We start from the raw sequence: 22,051 nt of genomic DNA on the forward strand, positions 1-22,051 counted from the left end.
TAACGACTGCCGAGTGAAAGTAAACCTCATCGGTCAGCTGGCTGATGCCGGGATTAAAAACACAATAATCTCAAAGGAAACAGAAATACGTGATTACCAGGTACGGCATTACCTTCGAGTATATCGCAACTTGGTACCGGAGGTGATGAGCCTATTCCAAGCGGGAAGAATTACATTTTCGATGGCTAGGGCTATTGCCTCACTGGACGAAAAAAAACAGGAGAAGGCCGCTAGAGATACGATTGCCAAAGGCACAAGCGTTAACGGCTTTCGTAATAAATTGAAAGATAGCACTGACAAAAAATTAACAGCCGAATTGGAAAGGCAAAGCGAACTCTACTCAGGCATATCGGGTTTGGATATCACCATCAAGCCTGATAAACATAATCCGAAAGCCGGTGTATGGCTGATTCGTTATGCCGATTTGGATATGTACGACGTGATCGCCGATAGAATTGGCAATGGCAAAACACTAGACGATTTTTAGATTTTAAGGAAAAGTTAAACCGCATTAACAATCGCCCACAAAATTTAAATATTGCTGCACAACCTGCATACAATTTGATTGCGGATTTCATTTAAATCTCTTCATACAATATCTGTGTTGCTGGAACCTTCAACGTCTCTCATGCAACACACGAAACATCATACTTTGGCGCTCGTTGAGCGCCTTTTTTATTTGCACAGGCGGAGCTCATTTTCTGACTGTTCTACTGTTTTCATTTAAGGAATGATGCAGCCGCTTTTCAGTCACGAATTCACTGATCAACGAGGCATACCCTATGGGAAATTATTTTGCGGGCGAAGGTAATTTGGGAAGTGCACCAACACTTTCTTATGTACCAATAAAAAATGGCACAGAACAGAAACCGGTATTGAAATTTTCAGTGCGATTCAACGTCGATAAATTAAATCAACAAACCAACCAATACGAAGATTCAGGTGGTTTTTGGGGAAAGGTAGAAATTTGGGGGAAGCGCGCGGAAATTTTTAATGATCATTTAGTTAAAGGCGCTCGCGTATATGTTGCAGGCTCTCAGAGCCAAGAAACGTTTACCGCCACCAAAGGTGAATACGCGGGCCAAGAGCGCACCACTACCGTGATCTCAGCTGATGTAGTCGCGATTGTGCCCTTGGGCATTGAAAAAATTATTTATGCCGAGCGCAAAGGTAACGCTAACGGAAATTCTGGTGGTGATAGTTATGACTATGCGAATCAACAAATACCGCATGACTATGCTGACGACATACCAGAATAATCAAGAATAAGGACGCCCTTGGATGCCTAACTTACTGATCGTTGAAAGCCCGGCAAAAGCAAAGAAAATGCGGGGATATTTCCCCGACTTTATCATTGAAGCAACCCTCGGACATTTTAAAGATCTACCGAAGGATTCCATGGGCGTGGAACCGCCCAACCACAAACCGCAATGGGAAACCATTGCGGACAAACGCAAGATTGTCACACAGTTAAATAATGCCGCTAAAAAAGCCACTACGATCTATGTGGCCACAGACCTGGATCGCGAAGGCGAAGCAATAGCAGGCCATGTGGTCAACCTGCTAGGTACCGCGCATAAATCCAAAATATCTCGCATCACCTTTGATGAAATTTCAAAGAAAGCCCTGCAGGCGGCAATTGCCTATAAACGCCAAGTTGATTGGGCATTGGTAAGAGCACAGGAAGCGCGACGGGTATTGGATCGGTACGTTGGGTACTTGATCACCCGCGAACTCAACGCCAAATTCAAATCCCTCGGGATTAATTATTTTTTTACCGGTGGACGTGTCCAATCGGTTGTACTCCGCCTGATTGTCGAGCGTGATCATGCGATCAAGACCTTTGTACCTGTGGAACACTATGGCGTTACCGCATCATTGCGGCACGCCGATATAGCATTCACTGCGACCTGGGTGAATGGTTTGCCGTCAGGGCAATTGATGACGGATCGCTCTCGCGCTGAAACGGTGAAGAATCGCACCCAGCATTTAATTGTGGATTCAGTCACTCATAAGCCCAAACAGATATCACCGCCCGCTCCATTGACCTCCAGCGCCTTTGTGCAGCTGATGGCAACAAAGCTTAAACTCACCACAAAACAATCAATGGCAGCCGCACAGACGCTGTTTGAAGCCGGTCTAATCACGTACCACAGAACCGATAGCCCAAACATATCAAAAGACTTTATCGATGAGATACGGTCGTTTGCCAAGAGCAAGCACTTGCCATTACCTGCTCACCCGCCCATCCATAAAGCAAAAGACAGCGCCCAACAGGCGCACGAATGTATCCGCGTAACCGATATTAAATTGCTATCGCCTGGGCCTGAAATCACGGATGCCAGGCTTCGCGAGGTGTATGCCTGGATATGGAAAGTTACCCTGGAATCACAATTGGTTGCAGGTGAAGATACGTTGACTACTGTGCAATTTCATAACGCGGCGATGGATTTTTTCAAAACTAATTCCACGCGGGTGAAATCGACTGGTTGGCGAAATGCAGCTGAAAAATGCATTGCCATCAAATCGCTTTCCACGAGCGACAATGAAGATGAAGAACCAACAACAGCACTCCCGGATTTGAAAGTCGGCGCTACTATTCCGTGCGTCTCAGTCAAGCTTGATATTAAACATACCGAACCGCCTTTGGTGTACACCGAAAAAACCCTGGTGAAGGAATTGGATCGTCTGGCGATTGGCAGACCATCAACTTACGCTACCGTCATTGAACGCATAGTGACGCTGAACTATGTCACACGCCATGCCAGTTTGAAATTCGAACCGACAACCAAGGGCATGGCGGTTGTTTATTTGCTGAAAAATTATTTCTCATTTATGGAGTATCAATACACCGCTGATATTGAAGAATCATTCGACAAAATCGCTACCCGTAAAGCGGACTATTTACCAATCATCAGCCATGCCTACGATGCATTGTTACAGGAAATTCAAAAATTTCGTGCAGCAGAAATTCCACAAGAAGTGAAAGCGCTAATAAGCCAATTTGAAGGCGATAAGACACCTACACCAAAAGCATCAGCGAAAAAAATACCTGCAAAAAAAGAGACCACTACCTGTGGTAAGTCAGACTCAAAAAGCACTACATCACATACACCAGCAAAAATTGGCGATAAATGCCCTGATTGTCAAAAAGGCACATTGGTGCTGCGCAATATTACTAGCGGCAAAAATGCCGGTAAGCAATTTAAAGGTTGCACAGGCTTTCCTGATTGCCGTTTTTTTGCCTGGCCTCAAGTGAGCCGCCACGCATGAATGCGCAAATCACACGCGAGGTTATTGCCCACGCAATGACTCAATTGTCAGAGCGAGCGAACAGCATCAAAGACATTATCTATTCGCATCCTGCCGCTGAACTCCAATCGCTCCATCAAGAAGTTCGTGATCGCATGGCCAAGGCCGAAGGCGACATAAACAATCTTGATCTGTGTGAATTTCTAAAGATTGCGGTTGATCAAGAGCGTGACTTGAAAAAACGTATTTCCAAACAGCGCCGCACAGCCGCGCTCAGTCTCGAATTACTCAGCATTGAACAGCAGCTAGACACTCTCAACCAGGAGTTACTTCTGGTTGAGGAAACCCATTCATCAACAACACAGGAAACATTCATCCAGGAGATAAGGCCATGCAAGTCCATTGGAAAATAGCCCTCATTGCAATGTTATGCAGCAATACAGTCGTGCAAGCAGAACAGGGTGAAAACAAAGTGCGGACAGACCGTTACACGCTGGTAACGGCAGAAGCACGTGATGACCAAAAAGCCCCCCTGAAATCCATCGTAAACATGTCCCTGGGCAAAGATGTGTTTTCTGTGGGCGATGCGCTGCGAGAAGTATTGAAAGGCTCTGGCTACCGCTGGCAAAGCCCGGATGGCCAAGATCAATTACTCAATACATTACCCCTGCCCTCTGTGATCCGGGAGTTAGGCCCTGTCTCGTTAGGTGATCCCCTCCGCGAATATCGGACACCTTAGAAACTGAGTAAACTTACTCCAGAGGTGATCCATGAGCAAGAAACCAACCCCAAAAGAGAATAAGAAGTATACAGCCGAGTTCAAAAGTGAGGCCATTAAACTGGCCGAACGATTGAGCGTAGCGGAAGCCGCCGAAAAACTGGGCATATATGCCAGTCAAATTTACAGTTGGCGTAGCGCACTCAACAATAGCCGTACTGATGTTGAAAGAGAATCGCTCCTCGCCGCTGAAAATGCACGCCTCAAGCGTCAGCTCGCCGAGCAAGCAGAGGAGCTTGAAATCCTAAAAAAGGCGGCTACCTACTTCGCGAAGCATCAAAAATAAAACGCTACGAATTTATGCTGACAAATAGCGCGCTATATTCAATCGCGATGATGGCGCGCGTTCTGTTGGTTTCGCGAAGTGGGTATTACAGCTGGCTTGATAATCGTGAAATGGTTAGTTGGCGCATGCAGCAAAGAGAAGCGATTGATGCGTTGGTAAAGGCAGCATTTGAGGCTGGAAAAGGCCGGTATGGCGCGGATCGGATTTTTTATGATTTGGCGGAGCAAGATAATCCGCTCGACATAAAAACCATTCGGAAAAGCCTGAAACGGCAGGGGTTAATTGCAAAAGCGGCCAAGCTGTTCAAGGTGACTACGGACAGCAATCATACACTGCCTGTTGCGCCCAACCTGTTGGCTAGAGATTTTTCTGCGCAACAACCTAATGAAAAATGGGTGACCGATATTACTTATATTCAAACTACAGAAGGTTGGTTGTATCTGGCCGTGATGATTGATTTATATTCTCGAAAAGTTGTTGGTTGGTCGATGAGCAAACATATTGATGCGCAATTGGTTTGTGATTCATTGATGATGGCGTTGTGGCGACGAAAATTCCCAAAAAGCGTTATTGTTCACAGTGACCGTGGCAGCCAATATGTATCGCATGCGTTTAGGGATTTACTGGAAAAATATTCGCTAATACAGAGTATGAGTCGCAAGGGTGATTGCTGGGACAATGCGTGTGCGGAAAGCTTCTTTCATTCACTTAAGGTTGAGCTGGTTCACGGCGAGCCATTGCTAGATGGAAAGCACACGCGCGAGTCTATTTTTGAATATATCGAAGTGGATTACAATCGCTACCGCCGTCACAGCGCTATTGGCTTTGTTAGCCCCGAGCGCTTTGAGGCAAAAAATGTATGTTAGTTAACTGTCCGAAGTTGGCGGTAGGGATCATAGAGCTACCGCTGTGGGGAAATGGTCAGTTAAGTAAGCAATCAGCTGATACGTATTTTTAGCAATTGCTCAAATTTGATCAAAATATAGTTCCTTATTGACAGACCTGTCAATAAGGAACTCCATCAATTACCTAATGGCATTTATGTTCCATAAGGTACACATTTTGGGACACTCTCTATTGACCGTCCCAAAAGTAGTGCCATAATTGGTTTTCCATAAACTATTGGCGACTTTTGGAACATATGGCGAAAATCGGGTACGCACGCGTCAGCTCTATTGGACAAAGCCTGGAGATCCAGCTGGACAAATTGACGGCCGCTGGTTGCGAACGCATTTATCGGGAGAAGCTTAGCGGTACCAAAAAAGCACGACCGGAATACAAGGCCTGTATGAATTATCTCCGGGAGGGAGATACATTGGTGATTACTCGCCTGGATCGATTAGCCAGGTCAGTACATGAACTGGTCAACATATCCGAACGATTTGAAGTGGAAGGTATTCACTTACACGTGTTGGATCAGCATATTGATACCTCAACACCTACCGGAAAACTTACCTTTACCCTACTCGCAGCCATCGCCGAATTTGAAACACAACTGAGTGCAGAGCGGCAAAGAGAAGGTATCGAGAAAGCCACGTGTAATGGCGTGAAATTTGGAAGGCCGAAACTGTCTGACTATGCTAAGGAGGAACTTATTCGACTTGAGCGCGCCCAGGGGAAGACAATCGGAGAATTGGTGAAAACGCATAAATTAGGGCGTACTACCATCTACCGTATACTGAAAACCTCCTAGGACGCCACAGCTGCTGAATAAGACTAAGGTATCCGAGGGAGCAGAACAGTGTCTGTGTTAAATGTGTTTAACAACCAGGAAATAACGCTTTTATTTTTTCTGGCTATGATCGTCATTATCTGGATTGTTATGGTGGGCGCCTATATTCAATTGGTTAGGCAGGACAATGGCAATCCATATAAACGACTGCAGGTTGAGGATAATAAATTATGCCGTACAGACCTTTGACCCATAACGAATACATGATTGTGAAGCGAACACTGTATGAGGTTCGCGGCTTGAATGAAGGCTTTGCAGAAAGCCTGTTTATGGCTTACAAAGCCAAAGCCCTACACGACGATGTACCAGAGTTTGATATCTTCACTATAAGTGAACGTGAGCGACTTGAGTCAAAGGGGATCGATGCTTCAAAATTAAAAGATCTTGAAGGTAAAGATTTTTTTGATGCACTCATTGATGAAGTTTCAGAGCGTGAGCATTCAGAGAAAATTCCGGATAACACTTTTACATGGCTTTTTGGCGACGAGTCGCTACTAGACTCAAAGCACAAGCGGTTGCGCGTTTTATTTTTCAATAGCGCTCGATACAGACAGCAGGTGCTCCATTACTATACTGAGGAAAACATCATTACAGACAGTAATGATATGGAACATATCCGCAACCAGCTGGAAAAATTCGCAAAAACTTACCCAGGCAAACGCCAGGGCGTTATTAGTAATTACGAACTTTACTTTGGAGATGCTTCACAGTTTTCGTATGAACAAGTAAAGCGCCGGACGGAGTTTCTAACAAGCAATGAAGCTCGTCATACTTTTTTAAAATACTACAACCTACCAATGCACTGGAGTCTTCCTGAAATCAAAGATTATCTACGTAGTGCAGCAATTGAATCCAACTCGATCATATCGATAAATGGGAAGTAAAAATTTGCTCTTCAAACACTAAATTTAATATATTCGAATGCACTCTTTTGATAGCTCTTATCACAATATAAAAACCGGCGCAAAACCACCGCCACGCGTGCGAAAATTTGTTGTTTGCCCTTGATATAAACGTGCTGCTAACAATTGAATTCTTCCATCATAGCTGTACGCGCGAATATCCATTTTTAACGCACTCTCCACACCATCCAATAAAATAGCACGCTCACTCGGCCACACTGACGTTTGCGCAACGTAATTGCCAGCAACAATATCTCTCCACACTTTTGTTGTGAGTTTATCTCCGCGATATGTGGCTTTACTGCCGTAGCCGCAAGCAGGCTTGAAAAATAATCCTTTTCGCCCAGACCATAATTCCGAGGCATTTTCTGTTGTCACTGATATGGTGGAGGGAATGCTGTCGATCAATGTCCTGGCATCATCCGCATTGCAACCCAATGCATCCAATGTTGATCTATCGCTTAAGATGATCAGATGGCGTTTGTCTGCGTAAAGTGCGTGATGATATGGATTGGGTGTGACGACTACACCCCCTGATAGATACGCATTGAGCAAAGCAATATTGATTGGATCAGTGAGATAAAAATCGGTTAATCGGTTATACACTAAATCAATGGGCTGCCCAAGATGGGACAGCACCTGATTTTCGTATGCGAGTTCTTGCGGATCAACAATTATGGCGTCGATTCCATGACTATTGAATAAACGCTGTGCGACTACAAATTCGGGATAAAGGAACTGTGCCTCCGGATTATGATCGATGATAGCAATTCGGCGTAGTTGCTTATCTCCACGCTGCAATTGCCACTCATTCCGGAACATTGAAACGAAGTCGTCGAATAGTTTTTGCGTTTGGCTGTGCAGTGCATCGTCCATGGGAGGACAGCATGCTTTCTGTGCGCCTAATAATATTGCATTTAAAAATGCGCCGCCAGCATTGGTATTAATTTCGATGAGTCTGGCACCATCGGTAGACAAATGGAAATCATAACCCATGAAGGCACCCTTGGGGCCATGGTTAACACGGGCATGAGAATGTGCTTCGCGCATTACAGAATCATTAAATGCCGGAAGAGCAATCGTACGTTCAATCGCTTCTATGGCGTTTTTAATTGACGTAAATTGTGTGTGGGAAACAAACGTGGCAATGTTGGAAAACAATTGCGGGTGCTGCGCCAGCACATCTCCTTGTAGCTGATCATGCCTAAGAACATAGTCCAGGCGTTCCCGGTCTAACGTTTGGCAAAAACAATCTTCATTCAAGCGAGTCGCAATCATACTGCTTAGCGATTCGCACCCCGGAATTTCACAGCTTGCATCGTTGTTTGTCATATTTTTAACCCGCTCAATTATTACTGACGGTACGCAGCAACCCCAACGAGATCAATGCCGCTAATCCAATAAACGCACTTGATACCCACAAGCACGCGACTAATCCCTCGGTTTGGTAAATCCAGCCAGACAACAATGTTCCTACTAATCGGCCCAGTGCATTCGCCATGTAATAAAACCCTACATCCAGGGAAACACCATCGTTTTTTGCGTAATTCACAATCAGGTAGCTATGCAATGAGGAATTGATTGCAAACAAAGCGCCGAAAATTAAAAGGCCGCCAATCAGCACCGCTTCGATTGGAAGTGATGAATTGAATCCCACCGCAATGGCAGCAGGAATACCCGTCAGCATCAATGCCCAGACAAATACATGTAATCCACCTGGCGCACTATTTTCACCTTGATTAATTAATACCGGGGCAATGGATTGGACAATACCGTAACCGATAATCCAGATAGCGAGAAAACCGCCAACCCACCAGAAGCTCCACCCCAATTGACTGCTCAAAAAGACTGGTAATGCAACAACAAACCAGACGTCTCGTGCACCAAATAAAAATAAACGCGCAGCCGATAAAATATTAATCGCACGACTTTTGGAAAATAATTCGCGGAACTTCGGTTTCTGTTTTGCTTTGCCCAAGTCCTTTTTCAAGAACAATAAGCTTGCTATCCAGATAACACCCAATACCGCCGCCATGGCCACAACAGCACCAACAAACCCCAACAGCGCCAGCAACGCGCCGCCGAGAAAGAAGCCCACACCTTTGAGCGCATTTTTAGATCCGGTAAGCAATGCAACCCATTTGAACAATTGTCCCTGCTGATCGCCTGGCACGAGCAATTTGATCGTGCTTTTAGCGCTCATCTTATTCAGATCTTTCGCGATGCCGGAAAGAGCTTGCGCGCCCATCACCCACAGCGGAGTTAACATCACTGTGGGTACAGCGAGCATTAATAGCGCGATTACTTGTAAGCCCAAACCAATGTTCATGGTGCTGTTTAGCCCGATACGAGCGCCCAGATAACCACCCACGAGGTTGGTGATCACACCGAAGATTTCATAAAACAAAAACAGCGCAGCAATTTGTAAGGGGGTGTAGCCAAGTTGATGGAAATGCAATACCACCAACATGCGTAATGCACCATCGGTTAAGGTGAATGCCCAGTAATTACCGGTCACAACCAGATATTGTTTTACTTCCGCACTTAACTTTTTTCCTGCGCCTGTTATTGTCATGAGCTGATCTCCTTAGTTGGCAAGTCCAACTAATTTTGCCAACTCCGCTGTACGATTTGCGTAACCCCACTCGTTGTCATACCAGGCATAAATCTTCACTTGGGTACCATTCACTACCATCGTTGATAAGGCATCAACAATCGATGAGCGTGAATCACCGCAATAATCATTGGAAACTAACGGGCGCTCTTCATAACCCAGAATATTTTTTAATTCATTTCCGCTGGCCGCTTTCAATAAGCCGTTGACTTCTTCTACTGTGGTAGCTCGTTCAACCTCAAATACACAATCCGTTAACGAGGCATTTGCCAATGGAACTCTTACCGCGTGGCCATTCAAACGACCGCGTAATTCCGGAAATATTTCGGCTATGGCAGTTGCTGATCCGGTTGTAGTAGGAATTAAATTGGAACCCGAGGAACGCGCGCGGCGTAGATCCTTATGAGACTGGTCCAGAATTGATTGGGTATTTGTTAAATTATGAATTGTGGTGATAGAGCCATGGCGAATACCAAGCTTCTCATGAATTACTTTTACTACCGGTGCAAGGCAATTCGTGGTACAAGATGCTGCTGTCACAATACGATTTTCCGCCACATTAAATAAATGGTGATTCACGCCCATCACAATATTCAATGCTCCTGGTTCTTTGACCGGTGCACTGACCACAACCTGCTTGACGCCTTGATCAAGATAAGCTTGCAGAGTAGCCACCGATTTCATTTTGCCACTGGCTTCAATCACGACATCACATTCTGACCAATCCGTTTCAGCAATAGCTTTGTTCGTGGTAACGCGAATTGCTTTTCCATTAATGATTATCTTGCCGTAATCAGCAGAAACATCCTCTGGCCAAGTGCCCTGTATTGAGTCGAACTTCAATAAATGTGCGTAGGTTTCCGTATCAGCAGCAGGATCATTAATTTGCAGAAATTCAAATTCCGGCCAATTCCAGGAGGCGCGCAATGCCAACCGACCAATGCGCCCAAACCCGTTAATACCAACTTTAATTTTTTTCATGGATTAATCCTTCAACGAATTTTCAATTTAAGGGTTCGGATGCTATTTGGTTGGCAAGTTTATTGATGTATTCCTGATGCGCGGGAATCTGCAATGCGCTGGGGCGAATTGCACGTACTCGATCAATCACTTCATCCAGTGGCAATCCTCGCTCCAATAAAATTTGCGCCGCAACTAGCCCTGTACGACCAGAGCCGCCCTTACAGTGGATGGCAATTGTTTTTCCTTGGGCTACCAGCGCATGGATTTTTTCTTTCGATAACAGCCAAGCGTCCTGAAATAGCTGTTCGGGCGCATGGTCATCCTCGATGGGCAAATGAAACCATTGCAAACCTAACTGCGCGCATAGCTCTGGCAAATCAGTAACGGCATTACGCTGTATTTCCTCTTTTGGCATAAGGGTAAGCACAGCAGCAGCTCCGGCCTCGGCCAGTTGCTCAAGAGACAATTGCAGACCAACCTCTTTGGTGCCGGGGCACGGAGTGAAAAGAATTTGGCCCGCACCTTCGAGGTTAAGCGAAGTGAAGGGATGTACTAACGGCATGGAATTTCCTTAGAAATATGTTTTTACGTTCGATTAAATAAGTGTTGGCTTCGATTGCAAAAAGCAACGAGAGAAAGCATCACAGGGACTTCAACTAGAACACCCACAACAGTGGCCAGCGCGGCGCCTGAGTGAAGCCCAAATAACGAAATAGCAACGGCAACTGCCAGCTCGAAAAAGTTTGATCCACCAATCAAACAGGCGGGAGCAGCGACACTATACGGAAGCCGAATTGCCCGAGCGGCAATAAACGTTATGGCAAACACACCATAGGATTGGATCACCAAAGGAATTGCAATGAGAACGATGGCGATGGTTTGGTCAAAAATAGTTTTGGCTTGAAACCCGAATAACAAAACGACCGTTCCCAATAAACCGAGAATTGACCAAGGCTTAAACGAGGCAGAAAAGCGTTGTAATGAAACTTGATCACCAAAAGATTTCTTTTCTAAATAATAACGAGTCAACACACCTGCAATTAGCGGCAGTAGAACATATAGCCCAACTGAAACTAGTAGGGTTTCCCAAGGTACAATAATGTCAGTAACACCCAACAGGAATGCCGCCAGTGGTGCGAATGCGAAAATCATAATCACATCGTTCAACGACACTTGAACCAGCGTGTAATTTGCATCCCCTTTTGTTAATTGACTCCAAACAAACACCATCGCGGTGCAAGGAGCAACACCGAGCAATATCATTCCTGCGATATATTCTTGAGCAGTTTGTGGATCCACCCAGTCGACAAAGAGAACTTTAAAAAACAACCATCCCAATGCAGCCATAGTAAATGGCTTGATTAACCAATTCACAATCAATGTCAGGATAATTCCTTGTGGGCGGGTCCCAATATGCTTAAGTGAACTGAAGTCCACTTGCACCATCATTGGGTAAATCATTATCCAAATAAGTAATGCAATAACGATATTCACGTGAGCATATTCAAGCCCTGCAACAAATGAAAAAAAAGCTGGGAAGACATTGCCAAGAACAGCCCCAATTACAATTGCAATTGCTACCCACAATGATAAATACCGTTCAAACAAGCCCATGGATATTATCCTGATACAAAAATCAATTAATTAAATGGACGATAGATTGACACGTTGCATCAATTGCTCAGCTGTTTCTACGCGCTCCGAATAACGATCAACCAAAAAATCTTTTTGATCACGTAGTAGTAATGTAAATTTCACCAACTCTTCCATCACATCAACAACCCGGTTGTAGTATGACGAAGGCTTCATCCGATCATTATCATCAAACTCCTGAAATGCCTTGGCGACCGATGATTGATTAGGGATGGTGAACATACGCATCCACCGCCCGAGAATGCGCATCTGATTCACCGCATTGAATGATTGCGAACCACCACTCACTTGCATCAATGCCAACGTCTTGCCCTGCGTTAAACGCGATGCACCGGCTGATAAGGGAATCCAATCAATTTGTGATTTGAATACTCCCGTCATCGCGCCATGACGTTCGGGGGAACACCACACTTGGCCCTCAGACCATTGCGCAAGTTCGCGAAGTTCCTGCACTTTTGGATGAGTATCAGGAGCGTCATCAGGAAGGGGTAAACCTTCCGGGTGAAATATCTGCGTTTCAGCACCGAGATACTGCAATATGCGTTCGGCTTCTAATACGAGTAACCGGCTAAATGAACGAGGCCGATTGGAGCCGTAAAGCAACAAAATGCGCGGCTTGTGATTAGCGGTCTGCGTGAGCGGCGAAAGTGGATTGCTCTGCGCGGCCAACAAATCGCTGTTGAGGTTGGGCATGGAGTCATTAGTCATCATCAATTACCGAATTCATAGGAAAGTTCTTTTGCATCACCGTCATAATTCTCCAATTCCATCCAGAGCAACTTGCAGCTGCACTTTATCGAGGAAAAGTGCATTAAGTGGTAATGCCAGCAATGCGGAAATACGTTGTTGAATTTTTGCAACACACGCATCAAATGCAGCGTTTATATATTCTTCACCCAAAGTGTTATCACACGCTAATTCCGAAGGATCACTCAGCCCCCAGTGTGTACGGATTGCGCTCCCTAAATACAACGGGCAGGCCTCACCAGCAGCTTTGTCGCACACAGTAATAACGATGTCCGGGGCCAATTGCTCAAACACATCGGATGATTTGCTGTGTAATCCAACCGCTGAAACACCGGCGCGAGCAAGGGCTTGTAGACTCAGTGGATTGACTTGGCCACTGGGGAAACTGCCCGCGCTGTAGCCCGTAAATCCCTCGGGAGCCACATGGTTAAACAGTGCTTCGCTGAGAATGCTGCGACAGCTGTTATGCGTACATAAAAACAGGATTTTCATCAGGAGCGGTCTCTGTTAGCAGCAACGTTGAGGGCGATCATCCATCGCACACAGACGACTGACATTATCGGCAAGCCACTCTTTGTGGGACTTACGCATCACTTTCAAAATCTCGACAGCCCACTCAGGCAGGTCCGGGTGCAGCCGGTAGTAAATCCATTGGCCCTGGCGGCGATCAGCCAATACGCCAGAGGAACGCAGTTGCGCTAAATGGCGGGATATTTTGGGCTGAATTTCATCCAGGGCGCAGGTCAGTTCGCAGACGCAAAGCTCCTGTTCGCCAGCAACTAACAACGCAATTCGTGCACGGGTTTCATCAGCCAAACTTTTACAAAACTGATCGGGGGTCAGGGACATGAAATTACCTTTTGGTTTTGACCAGAACAAACAGCTTGATACGGTCATGGATAGCCTGAAGGGTGTGCTCAAAAGCACGAGGATCTTTGCTGGTGGCCGGGTCTTCGAAGCTCCAGGCCAGTACCTCGCTATTTTGTGGAAGGCGTTTACACTCTTGCGCAGCCTTGTCACACAGCGTTATCACCACATCAAATTCACTACTCTCCAAGTCAGGTAGCGACTTGCTATACAAGCCTTCAACTGACACCCCCGCACGCTCTAACACGCTAAGCGCTGAAGGATTGATGGGCACAAGATCAGTTCCCGCGCTGTACACCTCAAAATGCTCGTTATCTGCATGACGTAAAAGGGCTTCAGCCATCTGTGATCGTGCAGAGTTGCCCGTACAAAGAAATAACACCCGGATTTTAGAGCTCATGATGAGATGTTAATATATATGAATATTTGAATATACGGATATTGATACATATTGGCAACCCATTCCATCATATTGGACCGATGAATGCAGATATATATAATTTCTTACTCGGCGGGTCATCGGTTATTGCAATTGACGTAGACGGTAATCGAGTTATTGGATTATGCTTTCCTTAACTCTCAGGTTATTCAATTACTATGATCAGTAAACAACGTCATTCTATGTGGTTAATCGCACTGCTTACCTTGGTCTTTTTAGGCCAATCGTTGGCGGTTGTGGCTATGCCATGTCAGTTGATGGACGTTGCTCCCATGAGCCATAACATGGAATCCATGGATCATTCGATGATGGGTATGCATCACGATATGAGCCAAATGGATGCCCAGGATAACGCCATGAATATGAAAACCACCCACGATTGTTGCAAAACCATGGGGCATTGTTCTTCCAGTAGTTGTTCAGCACCGGCGTTGAGCTACAGCGTCGCGTTTGCAATCCAATCTGACACCTCCGTGAATACCAACTCGTATCACCAACACATCCCCAGCTCGCCCGTTTCATCTCTCTATCGTCCCCCCATTTTCCGCTGATACAGGACAGTTACGCCTGAAATTTGGCGTATAGATCTTCCAATTGTATTCGCGGGAGTGACATTAGCTCCCTCCGTAGATGTTTAACAACCTTCGCGTTGTTTTGGAGCTTTTATGGTTTTCCAGCGTTTTATAGGCGCTATCGGTAGCCTGGCGATCACGTTTTTATTGATAAGCCACACAGCACACTCCTCATCCATCCCATCGCTAGCTGCGGCTGCCGATAAACCCGTTCAGTTAGCGGTATACAAAAGCCCGACTTGCGGCTGTTGTGAAGAATGGATTTCCCACCTGCAATCCCATGGACTGAAATCCACTATCCATCATCCCGATGATCTGAATGCGATCAAAAACCGCTATCGGATCAGCCCCCAATACCAGTCCTGCCACACCGCTGTCTCCCCCGAGGGGTATGTGTTTGAGGGGCATATTCCGGCTCCGGTCATTACCCGTTTCCTCGCCGAAAAACCTCAAGGGGCCATAGGACTGGCCGTTCCCGGTATGCCTGTGGGCAGCCCCGGTATGGAAATGGGCGAACGCTTCACACCCTACGATGTGCTCTTGCTGAAAAGCGATGGCAGCAGCGAGGTATACATCCGTATCACCAGTTTGACGCAAACCTTCTAAGGAGAAATGGGCATGAAAATTCCCGATACCCGCACAGCGGGGATACACACAACAACGGAGTTGGTTGCCGCAATGGATCGCTATCCGGCGAACCCTGACGTGTTGTCACCCGACCAGTCACGCCGTCGGTTTGTACTCGGTGCTTCCTCCTTGGTAGCACTGAGTGCATTACCGTTATCCAGCCAGGTATTTGCCGACGCGCCTCGGCCAACCAATGGTCCTCAAACCCTGTCTGGAAACCAGTTTGACCTGTCGATTGGCTTCCAGAAGGTTAACTTTACCGGCAAACAACGGATCGCCACCACGGTTAACCAAAGTTTGCCTGCGCCCATCCTTCGCTGGAAAGAAGGAGAACGCGTGACCTTGCGAGTCACCAATACGCTAGATCACGACAGCTCCATCCACTGGCACGGCATCATTTTGCCCTCGGAAATGGATGGTGTGCCGGGTATGAGCTTCGACGGTATCAAACCGGGCGAGACCTTCGTGTACGAATTCGATGTGAATCAAAACGGGACTTATTGGTACCACAGCCATTCCGGATTTCAGGAGCAAACCGGGTTGATGGGCGCCATCGTCATTGATCCCAAAGATCCTGACCCGGTTGCCTACGACCGCGACATGGTTGTGCTGCTGTCTGACTGGACGGACACCGCGCCGGAAAAAGTGTATAGCACCCTGAAAAAAATGAGCCACTACTACAACTTCCGCGAGCGGACGGTTGGCGATCTGGTCCGCGATCTCAAAACCAAAGGGCTATCGGCTACCTGGAATGATCGCTCAATGTGGAACCAGATGCGCATGAGCGAAACCGATATTTCGGATGTGACCGGTTATACCTACACCTACCTGATGAATGGCGTTACACCCGCTCAGGGATGGCTGGGGCTGTGTAAACCCGGTGAAAAGGTTCGCCTGCGGTTTATTAACGGTGCAGCGATGGGTATTTTCGACGTGCGCATCCCGGGATTGAAAATGACTGTCGTGGCGGCCGATGGTCAGAACATCCAGCCAGTGATAGTGGACGAATTCCGCATCGCGGTTGCGGAAACCTACGACGTCATAGTGGAGCTGGCCGAAAACACGGCGTACACCATTTTTGCCCAGAGTAATGATCGCACAGGTTATGCACGTGGCACGCTGACGACCGATATTGCTTTGCATGCCGAGATACCGGCGATGGATCCGGCTCCCACGTTGGGTCACCGCGAAATGGGGATGGATATGTCCGGCATGGATCACAGTGGTCACGATATGGGCGGTATGGATCATAGCAGTCATGATATGTCGGCGATGAAAGCTATGGATCACGGCAAGCAGGGTGAAAAAACGATGGACCACAGTGGTCATGACATGTCAGGCGCGATGCCGGGTATGAACCACAGCCAACATTCGAAGCCCGCAATGGAAGGCATGGATCATTCCGGCCATAACATGGGCGCGATGGACCATAGCGGGCACGATATGTCAGCCATGAAAATGGATCATAGTCAGCACACTGGTAAATCGCGGTTGGCCAAAGCGGGTTTTGGCAGCAATTTCGATCCCCTTGCCAAAATCAAACATCCCGATACGGAATTCGGCCCTCATGTAGATAGCCACTCCGAAGCCCCCCAAAGCGGATTGGCCGATCCAGGAATTGGTTTGCGCGACCATATGAAACTGTATGGCCGACGCGTGTTGACCTACGCCGACATCCGCGGACTGCACCCCACTTATGACAAGCGCGAACCCTCACGGGAAATTGAGCTGCACCTGACCGGAAATATGCGTCGTTACATGTGGTCGATTAACGGTCTCAATTTTGCCGATGCCGAGCCACTGGAATTGGCGTTTGGTGAGCGTGTCCGAATTATCCTGGTCAACGACACCATGATGACCCATCCCATCCATTTGCATGGGTTATGGAGCGAGTTGGAAACGGGTGATCCTGAGTACATCCCTCGCAAGCACACCATCATCGTCCAGCCTGGATCCCGTATCAGCTACCTCGTCACCGCCGATGCCAAAGGCCGTTGGGCTTATCACTGCCATTTGCTTTACCACATGCTCGGCATGATGCGTGAAGTCAGGGTCGTTTAGGAGAACACCATGAAAAACCTATCAACAAAACTTACCCTGACACTGTGGGCAGCCGCATTTTCCAGTCTGCCGGTATTGGCCCATGAGGGGGATGACCCTTTACTGGCGCGCGTCATGATCGACCAATTCGAGTGGCGCGACGGTGGGGATGAAGCTGATCCTTACGTCCTGGAGGCGCAAGCCTGGATCGGTAAAGACCTGCACAAACTCTGGATTAAAACCGATGTGGAACGTGTGAATGGTGAAACTGAGGAAGCTGAAATACAAGCGCTATACAGCCATGCCATTGCCCCTTTTTGGGACGTACAAGTCGGTGTGCGCAAAGACTTGAAGCCCACACCTGATCGCGAATGGGGTGTCATTGGTATCCAGGGACTAGCGCCGTATTTCTTTGAAATTGATGCGGCATTGTTTGTCGGGGATTCCGGGGATACGGCCGCGCGTCTGTCGGCAGAATATGAATGGATGTTTACCCAAAAAGTAGTTTTATCCCCGGAAATCTCGGTGAACTTTTATGGCCAGAACGATATGCACCGGCTGACGGGTTCAGGTCTCTCGGATGCCCAGGCAGGCTTACGGTTGCGTTACGAAATTCGTCGTGAATTTGCACCCTATATTGGTGTGAACTGGACGAGAAGCTTCGGCAATACCGCCGATTTTGTAAGAGACCATGGCGAATCAACCAGTGATACCCAATGGGTAGCTGGCGTTCGGGCCTGGTTTTAAATAGCTGTTTATCCAACGTTAACTAACGAGGACTTAATGATGAAAAAAATACTGATGAATGCTGCTCTGATCTTGTCCAGCACACTACTGATCGCTCCAGCGTTTGCGCATGATCCGGCAGAACACGCCAAAACGGCGGAAGCACCCGATTGTGAAGCCATGAAAAAAATGGATCATTCCAAGATGGATATGAACGATCCGGTCATGCAAGCGCTGATGAAAAAATGCAGCGCTGCACACAGCGAGCATGGCGATCAACACCAGGGAATGGACCATGGTAAGACAACTACCACCAGTAAAGCGGCATCCAGTACAAACCACGAAGGTCATGGCGGCCATTAACAAATTGATGGGAGTGCGACGGTCGTCGCCCTCCCATCTCTATGAGGAGAAGACTGTATGACGTTGATCAAAGTGATACTGCTAACAGCCATTATTATGCTGCTCGCAGGGCTGGGTTTTATTTATTCCGGCGTTTACCCGATGGGTGCCGATGTCCCGCATAACCGGCTGACTTATAGGGCATTGGAAACCTTGCGGGAACAATCGATTGCACGTGCTGCCGCCGATATTCAGGTACCGGATCTTTCGGATGCTGAATTGCTGTTGGCGGGTGGACCTGACTATAACGACATGTGCGCCCAATGCCATTTGAAACCGGGCGTGAAGCGCAGTGATATGAGTATCGGGCTTTATCCCAGCCCACCTAATTTGTCTCTAGCGCTGGATGATCACGAGCACACCCATGCAGGTGGTAACGCAGCCAGTGCGAAGCGCCAATTCTGGATCATCAAGCACGGCATCAAAGCTAGCGGTATGCCAGCTTGGGGGCTGACCCATGACGACCAACGGATTTGGGGCATGGTGGCGTTTATCCAGAAATTGCCGACCTTGACTCCAGAGCAATACCAGATCCTGACCGCACGCGAGCCAGCTGAAACCAGCCACCACTAAGCGCCCGATAAATAGGGATCGGTTTGATACATCTCAAACAAGCACTATCAGTGACCCCTATGATTACTGAATAACTCAACTGCCAAGAGGTTTACTGATGGAACACACACACGCACATTCTCACCATGAACAAAAGGCGAACCTTACATTGAAAGATCCGGTTTGCGGTATGGCGGTCACCCCTGCATCGCCCCATCACATTGAGCATCAGGCGAAAACCTATCATTTCTGTAGCGCGAGCTGTCAGGCAAAGTTCAAAGCTGATCCCGGCAAGTATCTGAGGACACCAAGTAACGGCAATGTTGGCGATACAGCACCGGCAATATCTGGGTCCGGAGCCGTTTATACCTGCCCAATGCACCCCGAGATTCGTCAAGATCATCCCGGCAGTTGCCCAAAGTGTGGAATGGCTCTGGAGCCACTAATTCCCGAATTAGAAGAGGAGGAAAATCCTGAGTTGCGGGATTTCCAACACCGGTTTTGGTGGACATTGCCACTAACCATTATCGTTACTGTTCTGGCGATGTTTGGTCATCAGCTTCATCTATTTTCTGTGTCTACCCAAACCTGGATCGAATTGATCCTGACGTTACCCATTGTCCTCTGGGCGGGAACGCCTTTTTTTGTGCGCGGCTGGCAATCAATTATCAATCTCACACCTAACATGTGGACGCTGATTGGCTTGGGGACAGGTGCGGCCTTCGTTTACAGCCTGGTAGCGACAGTGGCGCCCGGTATATTCCCTGATTCCTTCGTATCCATGGGACGGGTTTCCGTTTATTTCGAAGCGGCCGCCGTCATTATTTCGTTGACGCTTTTAGGGCAACTGTTGGAATTAAAGGCGCGCTCGCAAACCTCGGCGGCGATCAAATCCTTACTCGGTTTAGCTCCAAAAACAGCGCGACGCATTCGCGATGATGGGAGTGAAGAGGATGTGCCACTGACGCATGTCCATGTCGGCGATAAGTTGCGTGTTCGCCCCGGCGAAAAAGTGCCGGTGGATGGTGTCATTGTGGAAGGTAGCAGCGCAGTGGATGAATCCATGCTGACCGGTGAACCGCTGCCAGTGATGAAACGCGTGGGTGATAAGGTGATCGGTGCAACACTCAATACTAATGGAGCACTCACCATTCAATCTGAGCGCGTTGGATCGTCTACCGTCTTGGCGCAGATTGTTCAGATGGTCGCGCAAGCGCAGCGGTCCAAAGCACCAATGCAACGCATGGCGGATTCTGTTGCCGGTTATTTTGTCGTTGCGGTGGTCGCGGTTGCCGTGCTGACCTTTTTTGCCTGGGGGCTGTTCGGCCCGGAACCGCGTTGGATATTTGGATTAATTAACGCGGTAGCGGTACTGATTATCGCCTGTCCTTGCGCGCTAGGGCTGGCTACGCCCATGTCAATTATGGTTGCTACCGGACGCGGCGCGACTCAGGGTGTGCTCTTTCGGGATGCCGCTGCCATCGAGAACTTCCGCCGGATAGATACCCTCATTATCGACAAAACAGGAACTCTCACCGAGGGTCGGCCAGCGTTCGACCGCGCGGTGCCTGCCGATGGATTCAGTGAAGAAGATGTGTTGCGCCTGTCCGCAAGCCTTGATCAAGGCAGTGAGCATCCGCTGGCCGATGCCATTGTCCAGGCAGCACGTGGGCGCAATCTCACACTGGAAAAAGTTGAACAATTTGAGTCTGGTTCTGGCATCGGAGTTAATGGAAACGTTTCGGGCCGCAAGTTGGCCTTGGGCAACACGGTGCTGATGGAGCAACAGGGTGTCGTTGTCGCGCCGCTGATGTCCACAGCCGAAGCCCTGCGCGGTGAAGGTGCCAGTGTTATGTACCTGGCGGTGGATGGCCAACTAGCGGGTTTGCTGGCGGTATCTGACCCCGTTAAACCCAGCACCCCGGAAGCCTTGGCAACGCTAAAAGCGGCTGGTTTGCGCATCATCATGGCAACAGGAGATGGGCTCACAACGGCCAAGGCTGTGGCGGCACGCTTGGGTATCGATGAGGTCTATGGTGAGGTGAAACCGGAGGACAAATTGCGTTTGGTTGAGCGCTTGCAAGCAGAGGGCAAGATGGTCGCCATGGCGGGAGATGGGATCAATGATGCACCCGCCCTGGCCAAAGCCGATGTGGGAATTGCCATGGGGACAGGCACTGACGTAGCCATGAATAGCGCGCAAGTTACTTTAGTAAAAGGTGATTTACGCGGCATTGCATTAGCGCGTTTTTTATCGGATGGCACAGTGCGCAATATGAAGCAGAACCTAATGTTTGCATTCTTGTATAACGGTTTGGGGATTCCGATTGCCGCTGGGGTACTGTATCCCTGGACGGGTTGGTTACTCTCGCCCATGATTGCCGCCCTGGCGATGAGTTTAAGTTCAGCATCGGTGATTGCAAATGCGTTGCGATTGCGGCGGACCGGCGTAATGCTCAAATAATGCTGAACCCTTACCTTGCCATTTGAGGCTAGAATAGGAACATGGCCCGATACACACTGCTCGTTGTATTACTGCTCAGCATCCTGATGCCCCTGCAAGTGGCGGCAGAAGCTATGTTGTCAGCATCGCCATGCCCGGAGGAAATGGCCATGGGGATGGATGATACCGACAGCGGTGAATCCATGCCGTGCTGTCCGGACAAGGATGAAACTACCAATGCTACACCCTGCAAAACCACCCAATCCTGCCATCTCTGTAAAACACCGGGCCAGGTTTATCTGCCAGTACCAACGGTTTTTACATCATTTGCGGATCTTTCCGTATCACTTAAGCCACCGTTGCCACGCATCACGGCATTAAATCCCGCCAGTATCTGGCGACCTCCAAGCGTTTCCTGATTGACCTTGATAATTCCCGCCTGACGCGGTGATGGGC

At 48.0% G+C, this 22,051-nt stretch carries 25 protein-coding genes; 16 read left to right on the plus strand and 9 right to left on the minus strand.

Annotated elements, in window-relative coordinates; translation table 11 throughout:
• The first annotated feature begins 13 nt into the window (after positions 1 to 13).
• The 8 genes from D0C16_RS07935 (at position 14) to D0C16_RS07970 (ending at position 6,932) form a co-directional block, all read left to right on the plus strand.
• Positions 14 to 487 (plus strand): hypothetical protein, encoded by a 474-nt coding sequence (locus D0C16_RS07935; RefSeq protein ID WP_151031812.1) that lies wholly within the window; start codon positions 14 to 16, stop codon positions 485 to 487.
• Positions 488 to 782: 295 nt separating this feature from the next.
• Positions 783 to 1,259, plus strand: a complete 477-nt coding sequence (locus tag D0C16_RS07940) for a single-stranded DNA-binding protein (RefSeq protein ID WP_151031813.1) — start codon at positions 783 to 785, stop codon at positions 1,257 to 1,259.
• A 22-nt stretch (positions 1,260 to 1,281) separates the two neighbouring features.
• Entirely contained in the window at positions 1,282 to 3,273 is a 1,992-nt protein-coding gene (locus tag D0C16_RS07945; RefSeq protein WP_151031814.1) for a DNA topoisomerase, read from the plus strand.
• Positions 3,270 to 3,665 (plus strand): hypothetical protein, encoded by a 396-nt coding sequence (locus D0C16_RS07950; RefSeq protein ID WP_151031815.1) that lies wholly within the window; start codon positions 3,270 to 3,272, stop codon positions 3,663 to 3,665. The genes D0C16_RS07945 and D0C16_RS07950 overlap by 4 nt, the downstream gene beginning before the upstream one ends.
• Positions 3,644 to 3,991, plus strand: a complete 348-nt coding sequence (locus D0C16_RS07955) for a hypothetical protein (RefSeq protein ID WP_151031816.1) — start codon at positions 3,644 to 3,646, stop codon at positions 3,989 to 3,991. Before D0C16_RS07950 ends, D0C16_RS07955 begins: the two co-directional genes overlap by 22 nt.
• 31 nt (positions 3,992 to 4,022) lie before the next feature.
• A protein-coding gene (locus tag D0C16_RS07960) for an IS3 family transposase (RefSeq protein ID WP_225318661.1) occupies positions 4,023 to 5,182 on the plus strand; the annotation gives its coding sequence in 2 pieces (ribosomal slippage) (positions 4,023 to 4,278 and positions 4,278 to 5,182; 1,161 coding nt in all).
• Between the two features lie 275 nt (positions 5,183 to 5,457).
• Positions 5,458 to 6,009 carry a recombinase family protein gene (locus D0C16_RS07965; RefSeq protein ID WP_151031817.1) on the plus strand — a complete coding sequence of 184 codons (552 nt, stop codon included), beginning with the start codon at positions 5,458 to 5,460 and terminating at the stop codon, positions 6,007 to 6,009.
• Positions 6,010 to 6,218: 209 nt separating this feature from the next.
• Positions 6,219 to 6,932 carry a hypothetical protein gene (locus D0C16_RS07970; RefSeq protein ID WP_151031818.1) on the plus strand — a complete coding sequence of 238 codons (714 nt, stop codon included), beginning with the start codon at positions 6,219 to 6,221 and terminating at the stop codon, positions 6,930 to 6,932.
• A 60-nt stretch (positions 6,933 to 6,992) separates the two neighbouring features.
• On the opposite strand, the gene D0C16_RS07975 is transcribed toward D0C16_RS07970, so the two are convergent.
• The 9 genes from D0C16_RS07975 to D0C16_RS08015 are packed head-to-tail and all read right to left on the minus strand — an operon-like array spanning position 6,993 to position 14,137.
• Entirely contained in the window at positions 6,993 to 8,282 is a 1,290-nt protein-coding gene (locus tag D0C16_RS07975) for a hypothetical protein (protein WP_225318952.1), read from the minus strand.
• 13 nt (positions 8,283 to 8,295) lie between these two features.
• Complete coding sequence (gene arsJ, locus D0C16_RS07980) at positions 8,296 to 9,525, minus strand: organoarsenical effux MFS transporter ArsJ (RefSeq protein WP_151031819.1); 1,230 nt, start codon at positions 9,523 to 9,525, stop codon at positions 8,296 to 8,298.
• Between the two features lie 12 nt (positions 9,526 to 9,537).
• On the minus strand, positions 9,538 to 10,545 hold the full coding sequence (locus D0C16_RS07985; RefSeq protein ID WP_151031820.1) for an ArsJ-associated glyceraldehyde-3-phosphate dehydrogenase: 1,008 nt from the start codon (positions 10,543 to 10,545) through the stop codon (positions 9,538 to 9,540).
• A gap of 22 nt (positions 10,546 to 10,567) precedes the next feature.
• Positions 10,568 to 11,089 (minus strand): cyclin-dependent kinase inhibitor 3 family protein, encoded by a 522-nt coding sequence (locus D0C16_RS07990; protein ID WP_151031821.1) that lies wholly within the window; start codon positions 11,087 to 11,089, stop codon positions 10,568 to 10,570.
• Positions 11,090 to 11,112: 23 nt separating this feature from the next.
• On the minus strand, positions 11,113 to 12,141 hold the full coding sequence (arsB, locus tag D0C16_RS07995) for an ACR3 family arsenite efflux transporter (protein WP_151031822.1): 1,029 nt from the start codon (positions 12,139 to 12,141) through the stop codon (positions 11,113 to 11,115).
• A 30-nt stretch (positions 12,142 to 12,171) separates the two neighbouring features.
• Entirely contained in the window at positions 12,172 to 12,888 is a 717-nt protein-coding gene (gene arsH / locus D0C16_RS08000) for an arsenical resistance protein ArsH (RefSeq protein WP_151034851.1), read from the minus strand.
• Between the two features lie 42 nt (positions 12,889 to 12,930).
• Complete coding sequence (locus D0C16_RS08005) at positions 12,931 to 13,419, minus strand: arsenate reductase ArsC (protein WP_151031823.1); 489 nt, start codon at positions 13,417 to 13,419, stop codon at positions 12,931 to 12,933.
• A gap of 15 nt (positions 13,420 to 13,434) precedes the next feature.
• A complete protein-coding gene (locus D0C16_RS08010) occupies positions 13,435 to 13,776 on the minus strand; it encodes a metalloregulator ArsR/SmtB family transcription factor (protein ID WP_151031824.1) in 342 nt (113 codons plus the stop codon).
• 4 nt (positions 13,777 to 13,780) lie between these two features.
• On the minus strand, positions 13,781 to 14,137 hold the full coding sequence (locus tag D0C16_RS08015) for an arsenate reductase ArsC (RefSeq protein ID WP_255482022.1): 357 nt from the start codon (positions 14,135 to 14,137) through the stop codon (positions 13,781 to 13,783).
• 254 nt (positions 14,138 to 14,391) lie between these two features.
• Between D0C16_RS08015 and D0C16_RS08020 the strand changes: the two genes are divergently transcribed.
• The 8 genes from D0C16_RS08020 to D0C16_RS08055 all read left to right on the plus strand — a co-directional run bounded on the left by D0C16_RS08020 (position 14,392) and on the right by D0C16_RS08055 (position 22,014).
• Positions 14,392 to 14,784, plus strand: a complete 393-nt coding sequence (locus tag D0C16_RS08020; RefSeq protein WP_151031826.1) for a hypothetical protein — start codon at positions 14,392 to 14,394, stop codon at positions 14,782 to 14,784.
• A gap of 114 nt (positions 14,785 to 14,898) precedes the next feature.
• Positions 14,899 to 15,411: a DUF411 domain-containing protein gene (locus D0C16_RS08025; protein WP_049629734.1), complete on the plus strand. Its 513-nt coding sequence runs from the start codon at positions 14,899 to 14,901 to the stop codon at positions 15,409 to 15,411.
• Between the two features lie 6 nt (positions 15,412 to 15,417).
• Complete coding sequence (locus D0C16_RS08030; protein WP_151031827.1) at positions 15,418 to 17,493, plus strand: copper resistance system multicopper oxidase; 2,076 nt, start codon at positions 15,418 to 15,420, stop codon at positions 17,491 to 17,493.
• A gap of 9 nt (positions 17,494 to 17,502) precedes the next feature.
• A complete protein-coding gene (locus tag D0C16_RS08035; RefSeq protein WP_151031828.1) occupies positions 17,503 to 18,219 on the plus strand; it encodes a copper resistance protein B in 717 nt (238 codons plus the stop codon).
• 36 nt (positions 18,220 to 18,255) lie between these two features.
• Positions 18,256 to 18,561 carry a hypothetical protein gene (locus D0C16_RS08040; RefSeq protein WP_012487445.1) on the plus strand — a complete coding sequence of 102 codons (306 nt, stop codon included), beginning with the start codon at positions 18,256 to 18,258 and terminating at the stop codon, positions 18,559 to 18,561.
• A 57-nt stretch (positions 18,562 to 18,618) separates the two neighbouring features.
• Positions 18,619 to 19,173, plus strand: coding sequence for a cytochrome c (locus D0C16_RS08045; RefSeq protein ID WP_151031829.1), 555 nt, complete (start codon positions 18,619 to 18,621; stop codon positions 19,171 to 19,173).
• 97 nt (positions 19,174 to 19,270) lie between these two features.
• Positions 19,271 to 21,616 carry a heavy metal translocating P-type ATPase gene (locus D0C16_RS08050; protein WP_151031830.1) on the plus strand — a complete coding sequence of 782 codons (2,346 nt, stop codon included), beginning with the start codon at positions 19,271 to 19,273 and terminating at the stop codon, positions 21,614 to 21,616.
• A gap of 41 nt (positions 21,617 to 21,657) precedes the next feature.
• Positions 21,658 to 22,014, plus strand: coding sequence for a hypothetical protein (locus D0C16_RS08055; RefSeq protein WP_151031831.1), 357 nt, complete (start codon positions 21,658 to 21,660; stop codon positions 22,012 to 22,014).
• The last annotated feature ends 37 nt before the right edge of the window (positions 22,015 to 22,051 follow it).

The organism is Cellvibrio sp. KY-GH-1, from assembly GCF_008806975.1.
In the GTDB taxonomy this organism is placed as follows: domain Bacteria; phylum Pseudomonadota; class Gammaproteobacteria; order Pseudomonadales; family Cellvibrionaceae; genus Cellvibrio.